We start from the raw sequence: 12065 nt of genomic DNA, 5'->3' as shown, positions 1-12065 counted from the left end.
CTTCGCGCGGGTCTCTGGTCTCGGCACCCGGCACCTCTATCACCGGGTCAAGCCCCCGTCGTGCTCGCTGGCGAACGAGTCGTTTGAACACCACCTGCTGAAGTTGGAGCTGGTAACCCTCGCACGCGCCGCTGGCTTCCGCGCTGAACTCGAAGTCGGCGACCCGGCCGGGTTGTGGCGGGCGGACGTGATGGTCTTCGACCAGGTCGGCAACTGGCTGATGGCGCTGGAGGTCCAGCTGTCGCCCATCACGGTCGATGACATTGAGGCCCGCACGAGCCGGTACGAGCGCGACGGGGTGAGCGTGTGCTGGTTCGGGTTGCAGCCCCGGCCATGGACAGGGAGCGTGCCGACGCTTCTGGTTGACCTCCCCGAGGACAGGGGCGCGGCATGGAAGGTGACGGCGGGCCTAGCTGGCTTCGACTGGGATCCGCAGCACAGAGCTGTCCCTGCTCTGTGGCGGTCGGCCAGCGCGACGTTGGCCGATGCCGTGGCGTGGATGCTGCGGGGCCAGATCGTCCCGCACCGTGCGACGCGTCACGCCGCTCGAGTCAGTGGCACGAAACGCGCTGAGTGGGCGGAAGGTTGGACGGGCAGTTGGAGCCACTCATGGTCGGTGTGGTGGACCGCTCCTGCTTACGCGGCTCTCACGCGCGAGCATGCCCAGTACACGGAGGAGATTGAACAGCGCCGGAGGGAAGCCGAGGAGCGTCGGGCAGCGCAGGAGCGGCTGGAGGCGAAGCGGCTCGCCGCACAGGAGAGGGAGCGGGCGAAGAAGCGGAAGGCGAAGGACCGGGCCTATGAGGCTTTCTGGGCTCGCACCGGCATGGACCGGGGTTACTGGCGGCTCTGGGCCAGCATGCTGACCAGTGTTCTCGGCGAGGAACTTGCGTTTGGGATGCCGGACCCCCGCTATGGCGACGGCCGGCCAGCCTACTTCTGCACGGATGCGGGCCCGGTGTGGACGGAGCCGGTTGCCGTCGCCTGTCCGGATCCGGGAAAGTTGCGGGCCTGGGCTGAGGAACTGCGCATCCTGGTTCCTTCGGATTGGTACCTGAACGTCCTTGCCTCCCGGGCATGGGCGCCTATGGCGGTATTCGTCGTGGACCTCAGTTCTGGCACGGTGAGAGACGAACGTTTGATGCCTGGCTGAGGTCTGGGGGCAGGCGTCCGTGCGTCTGACACCGATGCCCTCAAGCCCTTTCTACGCCTGCCTTGCCGCTCCCGAGGGCTCGTCGCGGGGCCGGCGCTGCCGTGGGTTGGATCCCGAGGACTCCGCGGGCTCGCAGCTCGCCCAGGTCTGGCAGGCGGATGCCGGGCAGTGAGTTGCTGAGGTCGGCCTCGGAAGCGCGGATGGCTGGAGGGCGAACTTCGGGGCCGGAGCCCAATGCGCGGCGGGCGGTCACATGATCATCGTAAGTCTCGGGCGGGCTCCGGCGCAGGCCCAGGCCGTGCCGAAGGGAAGTTGCTGGGACGTCGCCCGGAAGAGGGTGCACTCAGTGAAGAGGCCTCCCCGGTCATCCGATCGGGGAGGCCTCTTAACCGCTGGGACGGGACCTATCCCTTCGTGTATGCGGCGTCGACGCTGTCGTCGATGCGATACGTAACACCGGTCGTCTGGCCGGCCTCCGCGTCAGGGTCGATCAGGTCCACGAACTCAACGAGCTTGTTGTAGAGCCGACTGCAGCGGGCGGAGGTCGCGATGTCCTCTTCCTTCGCCCCCTCGTGCAGCGAGCTCAGGAGCTGAGTGAGGTTGTGGCCGGAGAGGATCACCTGCTGCATTCCATTGCGGTCTGTGCCGCTGGAGAGCTTCTTGATCCGCCCCTCCGGCAGATTCGGATCGGCGGTGAACCTTGTGACCTGGATGGTGTCCGGTGCGTGGGGGACGGAGTAGATTCCGCTGACCTTGCTCTGGGTCCAGGCGTGCTGCCACTGACCGAAGGTGCGCACGGCCATGAAGGTCCAGGTGTCCTCGTGGCAGATGAGAGTGAGGTAGGAGACGCCGGTGGCTGCCCGTAGGTTCTCGTTGTGCACAGCCAGGTCGACGGAGTTCTCGGCGATGACCTTCTGCCGGGCCGCCCGGTCCTCCTCGCCCCACTGCTTCTCCTGATCCCACCGCTCCAGCTCGACCTGCCGCTTGGCGGCCTGATTGGCCCGGTACTCCTCGCGCCACGTCTTGAACATGAACCCTCCCCGATAGTCACTGAACGTGATGCGATTATGTCGTTCTGTGTTCATGCTTCGGAACCCCACCCCGGCCGTCCGTGGCTCCAGGTGGTTACTCACGAGCCTGTCCAACAACCGATCGGTTGATGGACACTCCGGCTGAACACCTGGATCTACCTCTTGGGGGTGAGTCGACGCGTCCAACAAATGTGTTCAGAAACTCTTGATGTTCAAAAACCATCGCACCCCCTTTTATGTACAGTGATCACATGACGACACCTTCCCAGTGGGCAGAGAGCGGCGACGACGTTCTGGCGGCGTTCCCCGCGAACACCACCGGCGTGCTGATCGGCTACGCCCGCGTCTCCACGAAGGGCCAACTCCTCGACCGGCAGATCGCCGCCCTGGAGAACGCCAACTGCGCCCGGGTCTTCTCGGACAAGCTGTCCGGCAAGAATGCCGAGCGCCCCGAGCTGTGGAAGGCGCTCGACTACGCGCGCCCCGGGGACACCATCGTGGTGCCTTCGCTCGACCGACTCGGCCGCTCCATCCAGGACCTCATCGCGATCGTCAGCGGCCTGCGCAAGCGTGGCATCGGCTTCCAGTCGCTCCACGAGTCGCTGGACACCACCACACCCGGCGGCCGACTGGTCTTCCACGTGTTCGCCGCGCTTGCCGAGTTCATCCGTGAACTGATCGTGCAGGGCACGGTCGAAGGCATGGCGGAAGCCCGCGCCCGCGGCGAGCGCATCGGCCGCCCGCCGGCAATGAGCGCCGAACAGATCCGCCACGCCCGCGCGATGCTTGCGGACCCGGCCGCGTCCATCAGCTCGATCGCGAAGCTGCTCGGCATCTCCCGCACGACGCTCTACAAGTACGTACCGGAGCTGAAAGCCGGAGGACGGCCCGCCCTGGGCGGCGCGAGCCCCACGGCGGCGCTGGAGGCCACTGAGAGCCGCTGAGAGCACCGCACAGCACCCGAGGGGCCCCGGAGCCGCCAGAAGGCGGCTCCGGGGCCCTCGTCGCGGCTTGCCCGGCTCTCTCGACCGGCTCGGCACGGGGGTTGCACCGTGAGGGGGCTGGAGGGTTGCCTGCACAGGGGGCTCCATAGGTGGACCGACGGTTGCACCGGGACCACTGCCGGAGGTGTGAACCCGTTCCTGAGCTGTCCGCTCGTTTCCGCTGATCAGAGCCCATGGGCAAGCCCCTCAGCGAAAATGACACCTCTTTCTGCGATAGCCAGAAGAGGTCACGCGACCGCGGACTGCCGTCTTCACGGCACGGCGCCGGCGGCTGGCTCACCCTCGCTTTGGCTGTCCTCGGCCCTTTCCCGTGTTCCGTGACGATCCTTGTCGTGACTCGACACGCGCGCGCCCGCGTTGGACGGTCCAGAAAGTCCAGAAACCTGGGGCGCGTCAACGCCACCTTCCCCGGCGAACAGATCGACGTCTGATGTCCCGTTCCGCGAAATTCTGAGGGTCGGGTCGGGTCTTGGATAGCAGGAAGGTGGACAGCGCGCACAACTTACGCGCAGTCAGTTTCCGCAGCACAGAGGGCGTTTTACCGGTTTGAAGGGGACGTGTACGGGGCGGTCCGGTTGGGGCGGGCCCGCGCGTTCTGCGTACGCTCTTGGTGTGGCCTCCCGGGTACGACGACGGGGAGCCCTCGTGTGCACCGAAGCTTTGGCCGGCTGGTGCACGAGGAGGACTCCCCGGTGTTCGTGGTCGTGGTGGTCCGTGTCCAGTCCGGAACACAGAATTCACGAGGCGTGAAATGACTACCCCGACCCCTGACGACGGTACAGCTTCGTCAAGTTATATGCGTCAAACGGCCCCTGCTGACGGCTCTGCCCAGGCCGCCCAACCCCTTCTCACCTCGCATGCTGCGGTCATTCTGCTGGCGGCCGCGGTGATCGGTGGAGTCGTCGCTGCGCTGACCTACCTCAGCGCGGGCAATGCCGCCGCGGCCGCGCTGGCGGGTCTCGCTTCGGCAGGCGTCAGCACCCCAGCACTCCACACCCTGATCGGCCGCTGACGGTCCGGTGCCCCGGGCTGAGGAAGCGGCCCGGGGCACCGCTCTCGTGCGACATCGAGCATGACTTGATGACCTTCTTCATCAGGCTGCCGACAATGCCCCCCGCAGGGATGAAGTTGGGCGACTGACTTTCGCTTGGACGGTCCGCCCTGTCAGAGCTTTTGGCGCGGGCTACGGGCCGGAGTCGGCGGCTGGTACGAGGGACTCGCCTGGGCGGCAATACGGGCGCTCCGAGTCTCCTGAGCCTTCTGGAGGTTCGCGCGTGCTGTCACCTCGGAGTCGTGAAGCTGGGGGTGCTGTTCAGCGATACGGGCCCGCAGCGTCTTCTCGGTCCGCGCGTCGGCGGCGACGGCCCGGTACATGGCCGCATTCTCCCTCGCCTTGGCCGCCTGGCCGTGGACTCGGGAAAGGCGCCTCTCGTCGCCGGTGTCGATCTGCTGCACGCGGGCCGGGACACGGATCTCGCGCATCTCGGTGAGCCGGGCCGCGAGGGTGTCGACGGCCGGGGCCTGGCGCTCGGTGGCACCGAGCACGTCGGCGTACGGGCTGCTGCGCACGGTCTCCCACGCGGCTTCGGCTGCACGGGAGGCGGCGATCCGCGCGTCTGCTTCCTCCCGCCATCCTGCAGCGCGTTCCTCGGTGGCCTGCTGGGTGAGCTGGCGGTGCTCCTTGCGAGACGTGCCCGCCAGGCGCAGGGCGAGCCTTCCCTTGTGTTCGGCGGCGGCCAGGACGCGCAGGTGCTCGTCGGCACGGGCCGCCGACTCCGCCGCGGCTGTCTGGCGGGCCTGCTCGGACCGCGCGAGGGCGAGCTGCTCGTCGGCACGGTCCAGCAGTGGGTAGATGGGCGCGACCTCGCGCCGGCCCCGGCTCTCCCCGCTGTCCCTGTCGGCCGCGATCTGCTCCTGCAGGCCGCGCTCGGTCGCCTCGGCCTGGGCGGCTGCCTGGTCCTCGCGCCGGGCGTCGACGGGTCCGGAGGCGATGAGCCGGTTCAGCTCCTGGTCGGTCCGGTCGCCGTAGGGGCGGCGGTTCCACGCTCCGACCCCGGCGAGCTCCCGTTCCTCCTGCATGTCGGCCAGGCGCTGCTTCTGCTCGTCCGTCAGCCGGTACTCGTGCTGCTGGGGTTGGGCCTCGCGCCGGCGTGGGTCGTGGACGGTGGTGGAGCGGGCGCGGGCCGCACTGGCGACGACGTTCTGCGTCCGGGTCGGCGAGGGCACCACGGCCGGGCCCGGAGGCTGGTGGAGGAGGTCAGAGACCATGGCGTCTGGCCGTGACTGCCCGAGGAACCGGGCGTAGCTGTCGATGGCGCGCTCCAGGCGTTCCTTGTCCGTACGGGCGTCACCGAGCCGGGCCCGGGTGTCCTCGCTCTCGATGACCGCGAGCGGCAGCCACAGGTGATTCGCCTTCTTGCCGCGGGTGAGGCCCGGGTACGCGGCGAACGCGTTGGCGCCGTGCCCGTACATCAGGCTGGTGTCGCAGGTCATGCCCTGAGAGGCGGCGATCGTCATCGCGTACCCCAGCGACAGGGCACCGGATGCGACCTGGTCGGGCGTCAGCCACGCGGACACGAGCGCGTCGTCCTGGCCGCGCGTGCGGGTGCGCCACGTGATCTCGACCCGCCCGTCGTCGGCGAGCTCGCTGACGACGGCCCGGTACCCGTTCAGCAGGTCAGGGCCCGCACCGCGCCTCGACCTGTAGTCGTTGACGCGCACGCGTACGGCGTCCCCTTCGGCGAGGGTCAGCCGGTCCCCGCCGGGCAGGGCGTAGGTGCGCTCGGTGCCGAGTTCGCCGGCGGCGCGGCGGATCTGTTGGGCCCCGGCGTTCAGCGCGTCGACGTCGGCGTTGCGGGCGGCGAGCACTACCAGCTCGTCGACGAGGTCGTGGGTGTCGTGCCACCGGTCGCGCCGGAGCTCGTCCCACGTCGTGAGGATCTGCGAGCGCGCCTCGTCGGCGGACTCGGTGGGGTGGACGCGTCCCCGGTCGGCGAGCAGACGCAGCGCCTGGTCGTGGTCACCGGTGCGCCAGACCTCCAGCGCGTGCCGTTCGGCGGCGTCCTCCTGGCGGCGGTTCTCGTGCAGGGTGAGCCCGTCGACCAGCCGGTGGACCTCACGGAACCATCCGCCGGCCCCGATCGCCTGGAGCTGGAGAGGGTCGCCGATGCCGATGAGCTGCGTGCCGGTGCGGGCCGCCTCGCGCATGAGGACCTCGGCCGCCCGGTCGTCCACCATCGTGGCCTCGTCCACGACCAGGACGTCGACACCGGTGAGGCCGCTCCCCGTCTGGATCTGCTGGAGCCAGGCCGCGACCGTCCGCGCCGGGATCCCGGACGCCTGGGTGAGCTGCTGCGCGGCGACGGCGCTGAGGCAGGCCCCGGCGTACGTGGTGCCGGTCGCGTCCCACCCGATCCGGCACGCCTCCATCAGCGTCGACTTGCCCGCCCCGGCGACGCCGACCACCGTGTCGATGCCGTGCCCGCCGGTCAGCAGCCGGGTCACCGCCGCGCGCTGTTCCTCGGACAGCTCGAAGCCGACCGCGACCTGGAACACGTCGACCGCGGCCGCCGACTGATCCTCGGTCAGCGCTGTGCGGCCTTCGCCGTGACGGGCGAGCGCCTGGTCCCGTACGTACGCCTCGGCATCCAGGATGTCCTGGGTGGTGTAGCGGGCGGTCGACGTCATGACGGTGGAGCCGTAGTCCGGCACCCGCACCGCGTACCCGGCCACGTCCAGGACGTCGTCGACGAGCTCGTCCAGGCGGCCGACCTCGTCGGCGTCCAGGCCGTACGGCAGGGCGTTGCCGACCGCCGCGAGCAGCTGCGCGCGGCTGAACGACTTCGCGCTCGCAGTGAGCCCGGTCTCGGGGTGGAACACGATCTGGGCGAGGTCGGACGGCGGGGGAATCCGCGGACCGCCGGGGCCGTCGACGGTGGGGCCGCTGTCCGGGCCGGGCGGTCCAGGGGCGGCGGCCGCGACCATCGCGTCGACGTCGACCCCGGCCTGCAGGGCGCGCTGCCGCCAGCTCTCCCGCATCGCCGACGCGTCCCCGCGGTGCTTGGCACGCAACGTCTCTGCTGCAGCACGGTCGCGGTCCTGGCGCCCGGACTCCTCCCCGGCGAGGTCCACGATCCGCCCGTGGCGTCGCGAGAACAGGTCGCGCACCGGCTCGGGGATGCCCTCGACCTCCCAGGCACCGGTGCGCTCCGCCTGCTGCCGGCGCACACCGAACCGCTGGTGCGCGAGCGAGCGGACGCGGGCCTTGAAGAACGCGTCGGCGGCCGCCGCGTGCCGGTGGAGGTCCTGGCCGGAGTTGCCGATCGAGCGCCACTCGCCGTCCTCGCACAGGCCCATGTTGGCGATCGTCACGTGGACGTGGAGGTGCGGGTCGCCGGGCTGGCCGTCACCCATCGGCCGGGCCGACTGGTGCTCCACCGACCACGCGAGCAATCCGCCGGCGGCGAGGCGGACAGGCTGCCCGTCCTGGGAGCCGACCGCGTACCCGACCCAGCGCTCGACCTCGCGGATCGTGTCCGCCTTCGCCTGGTGCACCAGGTCGCGGTACTCCCGCTCGTCCGCCTCGCTCATCAGCCCCGGCAGGACGGAGTCGCTCTTGGGGAGGTCCAGCATCAGGTCCCAGCCGCGGACCCGGTCGTCCACCCGCCGGTCCGCGTGCTCCCGTGCCTCTGCCAGCTCGGTCTCCCCGTAGACGTCGTCCAGCGAAAGGCCGGCGGCGCGGGCGAGCTTGTGCAGGGTCGTCACCTGCATCCGGTGCCGGTCACCGAACCGGTGGACCATCCGCTGCTGCTGCGCGAGCACGGCCTTCTGCTTCGGCTTGCCCTCCAGCAGATCGGCGGCCGCCACCCCGCGCTCCTCGGCTGCGGCCTCGATCGCCTCCACCAGCCGCGCGGCCGTGAGCTTCGCCGCGGGGTGCGCGCGGGCCGACGTCTGCGTACGGATCAACCGGGCGCCGGTCTCTGGGTTGCACCCCGACATCAGTTGACGGGCGGCAACCTTGCCCTCCTCGTCGAGCACCGCGCCCTCGGTCAGCCCGACCGCCGCGAGGCCGCTGCCCAGCCACACCAGAGCGGCGCCGCCCTCCTCCCGCAGCCGGTACTCCAGCGCCGGGTCGGTCACCTCCTGGACGACGTCGTCGGACGCGACAACCGCGCACCCGGCCTGTTCCTTCAGGCGGTACTCGACCTGCTCGTCGTCACGGATCGCTGTCACCCAGGCCACCGGCCACCCCTGTTCGTGCTGGCCCGTCAGCCGGGCTTGTGCGGTTGTGCGTTCCCGGCGAGCCGGGGTTCCCCGACAGGGGAACCCCCTTCGTGCTTCCCCTGTTTTCGATCATGACCGGAACGGTCGGAGTCGACCGGGTTGGTCGTCGCCGGGGTCCATCACCGTACGGTCGGATCGGCCGCTCACCAAACGGCTGTTCAGCCACTGAACGGCCAGTGCTGACAACCCGGGGTTGTCAGCGGGCGATGCGGAGGCTCGTCGCAGGACCTCGGGGGCCAGCCTCTGTGCCTGGGTCTGGAGAGCGGCCGCGGCGTACCCTCGGACGCACGAAGCGAGCCCCGGCACTTTGCCTGCCGGGGCTCGCTTCGTGTTCCGTATCGTCTACTGCCGGGAGAGGCCGGCCGGGTCGATGTCGACCGGGAATGGGTTGTCGAGCCGGGAGGTCATTCCGGCCAGAGCGGTGGTCCTCTCCACGTACCGGCCGATGTCCAGCTCGCAGACGATGAGCCGCGGCGCCGGGTCGAACTCAAGGCGCCAGAAGTACGGGATGGCGGCCTCGGCATAGAGCATCGGCTTGAATTTCCGGTCCATCGTCTTGTTGCCGGGCGAGACAAGTTCGACTACGAGCTGCACAGCGTCGGCGTCGATGCTGACACCGTCCTGGGCGGTCGCGCCTCGGTCGGCAACCACGATGTCGGGCACCACCAGGCCGCTGGGCAGTGTCACGTTCACAGCTTCCAGGACTTCGAACTGCGCGCCGGCGGCGTCGGCCGCCTTCTCGATCAGGTTCGCGAGTCGACGACTGGCCCTCTGGTGACGCAGGCCGGGAGCAGGGGACATCACGAGGGACTCCCCCAGCAGTTCGTAACGGGTCGTGCGGTCCTCCGGCAATGCGAGGACCTGATCGACGGTCCACGGCCCGGAGTGGTCGGTTGCGGCAACGCTCATTCCCTTCACCTCCTCTTGGAGCGGCACGTCCAGTGTGGCCCCGGCGCAGGGCCGGTGTCTCCTGGCGCCGCGCGAGTCAGTCCTTGTACGCGATGGGGCTGAGTCCGGAGTGGGCACGGTTGAGTGCCTCGAACAGGGCCTGCGCCGCCACCTTCGCTTCGGCGAGACCGTCGTACGTGGCGGCGAGGTCGGTGTCGAGCGTGTTCCTGTCGCTGCGAAGGTTCCCGCTGGCCTCCAGGTGCTTCACCAGGGCCTCGGTCTGCTCCAGGGCCTGCGGGAGGACCATCGCCGCCTGGGAGAGGTTGCCGACCACGCTGTAGGCGTCGCCGGGGAACTCCCAGTCCTCGTCTCCCCGGGTCGGGGCGAGCGTGGCGTGGTTGAGGGCGCGGAGAGCCTCGTACGCATCGTCGGCGAGCCTGGCGGGCGTCTTGTCGGTCATAGGTTCGATCTCCTCTGGAAACGGGCCGGGACCGCCTCGTGCGGCGGCCCCGGCCCCATCTTGGGGTGCGGGTCTGACAGGGCGGGGCGGTTCGACGGGAAGCGGTATCGCTCAGCGCGGGCCGGGGAAGCAGGCGTTAGCGATCACGGGACCTCGCGGGGTCCCCCGGGACCATCGGGTGTAGTCGAGCGCACTGGACACGTAGCTCGTGCTCATCGTGCTTCCGGCGTCGTCGATGCGGTCCCGTAGCTCTTCCAAGTGCCAGTCCGCCCACGCGAGCCGGTCAAGAAGCCATCGCGCGTCCTGCCCCGTGAGCCGATCCGGGCGGGCTTGCAAGGCAGCAATCCGGGCCCGCTGTTCGGAGATGAAGTCGCCACCATCCGACGCCGCGGCCATCGCGTCGGCGGTGTAGCGGATGCTCTCGGACCCGGGGTGGCGGGGGCGGTTGTGGACTCCGGCGGGCAGGAGGTCCTGGTCGACGTCGCGGTGCTCGATGGTGGCCTCGTCGCCGACGTCGCGCAGCAGCTCGTACGAGGCGCGGGCGAGGCCGACGCTGCGGTGCCGGCCGCCGGTGCAGCCCCACGCGATCGTGACGTCGGCGCCGGTGTCCTCGGCGAGGCCGCGGGCGGTGGCGACCGCGTTGAACGCGAGCCGCTCGGCGCCCGGGGTGGTCATGACGTGGTCGTAGACCTGCTGGTCGAGGCCCGTGCGGTGCTTCAGCTCCGGGTTGTGGAACGGGTTGCGGAGCAGGGCTCGGAGGTCGAAGACCAGGTCAGCCGTGGGGGCGGGACTGTGGCCGTAGCCGAAGGAGACGATCCGGATGGTCATGTCAGCTCTCCTCGAAACGCTTGACGGCGCAGGGCGGGCAGTACGGGACCTGCTCGTGGTCCGTGTCCCCGGGGTAGAGCGCGGTCGTGAACGGATCGGCCATGACCTCCACGTCCAGGCCGCGCTTGCCGCATCCCAGGCAGACCGGGAGCAGCGGACCGAGCAGGTCGAGCGCCTTGTCGATGCGCTCGCCCGTGTAGTCCTGCGCGTACGCCTGGGCCTCGTCCAGCAGTTCCACGACGCGGTCGATGTCGTCGTGGTCGGCCTCGGTGATGGAGACGGTGATGGTGCCGATGACGTCGGCGACGGCCGCCAGGACGCCGTTCTCCTGGTTGCCCGGGTCGCGCAGCGCCTGGAGGGCGGCGGCGTGCGGGCCGACCTGGCCGGTGCGGGTGGCGGCGTCGCGGATGCGGTCGAGGCCGACGCGGACGATGGCGACGGCCGCCGCGAGCTCCTGTTCCACTGTCATCTTCTGGCTGCTGCTCATGAAGCGGGGGTCCTTCCGGAGTGAGAGACGAACTATCTAGCTGGATTGAGCGCCTTGTAGCAGTTCACAGGGCCGCGATGAGAAGTGCGGCGACCCCGAGGAACAGGTGGTGGAACGACTGGTCCAGGGCGTAGGCGCCGGTGCCGAGCGTTGGCGCGTACCCGCTTTCGGCGGTGACCGGGTGCGCCGGGTGGGCGGGGGTGCCCAGCGAGTAGAAGTCCGACAGGCCGACCGCCTTGGCGAGCCGAGCGAGGGTGCTCCTTCGGTCCGCCCACCAGTGGGTCGCCGCGTCGATCCCGAGGCCGGCCACCACTCCGGTGACTGTGACCGGGAGGTCGAGGACCAGGACGACCGCGGTAAGGGCGATGCCCTTGGTGACGGTCAGGCCGATGACGTGCAGGGTGCAGGCGATCCGACCGGCGCGGCTGGACTGGCCCGGGGTGCGGTCGTTCTCGCCCTTGTGAGCGGCCTGGTGGGAGGTCTGGACCCAGTGGTCACCGACGCTGTGCGCGATGTAGAGCGCGATGAACACGGCGGCGAAGACGGCTGCTGCGGACATGGGGGCGAACTCCTTAGTCGGGTGGTGAGAGCGGGGGAGAGGTCAGCGGCCGGGGCGGGCGGTCCATCCGCCGTCGAAGCTCCGGCGGATCTCCACGCCGGGGCCGGAGATCCTGCCGGGACCGACCTGGACGCCGCCGGGCTGGAGGGCGTCCAGCTCCTGCAGAAGCGCCGCGACCCGGGCGGCGATCTCCAGGGCCTTCGCGTTCTCGTCGGCCGTGGGCATCGTCTGTCGCATGACGTCTCCAATCAGGTTTCCGCTCGCTTTTCCGCTTACGGTTTTGCTGGCTGTTTCGCTTGCCTTGACTCCATAATGCAGACTCCGAGTCGGCATGTCTATGGGTTCGCAGACTCCGAGTCGGCATAACGCTTG

The 12065-nt window shown here is 69.8% G+C and carries 11 protein-coding genes; 3 read left to right on the top strand and 8 right to left on the bottom strand.

Features of this window, described 5'->3' with window-relative positions; genetic code table 11:
• The coding region (locus ACFYY2_RS34335; RefSeq protein WP_388750568.1) for a competence protein CoiA family protein at positions 1–1153 on the top strand (1153 nt) is incomplete at its 5' end.
• 404 nt (positions 1154–1557) lie between these two features.
• Here ACFYY2_RS34335 and ACFYY2_RS34330 read toward each other — a convergent pair.
• Positions 1558–2184 carry a hypothetical protein gene (locus ACFYY2_RS34330; RefSeq protein WP_388750565.1) on the bottom strand — a complete coding sequence of 209 codons (627 nt, stop codon included), beginning with the start codon at positions 2182–2184 and terminating at the stop codon, positions 1558–1560.
• A gap of 251 nt (positions 2185–2435) precedes the next feature.
• Between ACFYY2_RS34330 and ACFYY2_RS34325 the strand changes: the two genes are divergently transcribed.
• Positions 2436–3128, top strand: a complete 693-nt coding sequence (locus ACFYY2_RS34325) for a recombinase family protein (RefSeq protein WP_388750562.1) — start codon at positions 2436–2438, stop codon at positions 3126–3128.
• 946 nt (positions 3129–4074) lie between these two features.
• A complete protein-coding gene (locus ACFYY2_RS34320; RefSeq protein ID WP_388750559.1) occupies positions 4075–4200 on the top strand; it encodes a hypothetical protein in 126 nt (41 codons plus the stop codon).
• A gap of 152 nt (positions 4201–4352) precedes the next feature.
• Here ACFYY2_RS34320 and mobF read toward each other — a convergent pair whose 3' ends face one another.
• The 7 genes from mobF to ACFYY2_RS34285 form a co-directional block, all read right to left on the bottom strand.
• On the bottom strand, positions 4353–8420 hold the full coding sequence (mobF, locus tag ACFYY2_RS34315; RefSeq protein WP_388750556.1) for a MobF family relaxase: 4068 nt from the start codon (positions 8418–8420) through the stop codon (positions 4353–4355).
• Positions 8421–8813: 393 nt separating this feature from the next.
• Complete coding sequence (locus ACFYY2_RS34310) at positions 8814–9380, bottom strand: Uma2 family endonuclease (protein WP_388750553.1); 567 nt, start codon at positions 9378–9380, stop codon at positions 8814–8816.
• A 76-nt stretch (positions 9381–9456) separates the two neighbouring features.
• A complete protein-coding gene (locus ACFYY2_RS34305) occupies positions 9457–9819 on the bottom strand; it encodes a hypothetical protein (protein ID WP_388750550.1) in 363 nt (120 codons plus the stop codon).
• 111 nt (positions 9820–9930) lie between these two features.
• Positions 9931–10647 carry a hypothetical protein gene (locus ACFYY2_RS34300; RefSeq protein WP_388750547.1) on the bottom strand — a complete coding sequence of 239 codons (717 nt, stop codon included), beginning with the start codon at positions 10645–10647 and terminating at the stop codon, positions 9931–9933.
• A 1-nt stretch (position 10648) separates the two neighbouring features.
• Entirely contained in the window at positions 10649–11134 is a 486-nt protein-coding gene (locus ACFYY2_RS34295) for a hypothetical protein (RefSeq protein ID WP_388750545.1), read from the bottom strand.
• A 64-nt stretch (positions 11135–11198) separates the two neighbouring features.
• Positions 11199–11693 carry a transcriptional regulator gene (locus ACFYY2_RS34290; protein ID WP_388750542.1) on the bottom strand — a complete coding sequence of 165 codons (495 nt, stop codon included), beginning with the start codon at positions 11691–11693 and terminating at the stop codon, positions 11199–11201.
• 42 nt (positions 11694–11735) lie between these two features.
• Positions 11736–11930 (bottom strand): hypothetical protein, encoded by a 195-nt coding sequence (locus ACFYY2_RS34285; protein WP_388750540.1) that lies wholly within the window; start codon positions 11928–11930, stop codon positions 11736–11738.
• Positions 11931–12065: the final 135 nt, after the last annotated feature.

Origin of the sequence: Streptomyces sp. NPDC001822 (assembly GCF_042892135.1) — a bacterium.
Classification (GTDB): domain Bacteria; phylum Actinomycetota; class Actinomycetes; order Streptomycetales; family Streptomycetaceae; genus Streptomyces.
The sequence above is the reverse complement of the archived record's forward strand: the minus strand, read 5'-3'. Positions and strand labels throughout refer to the sequence as shown.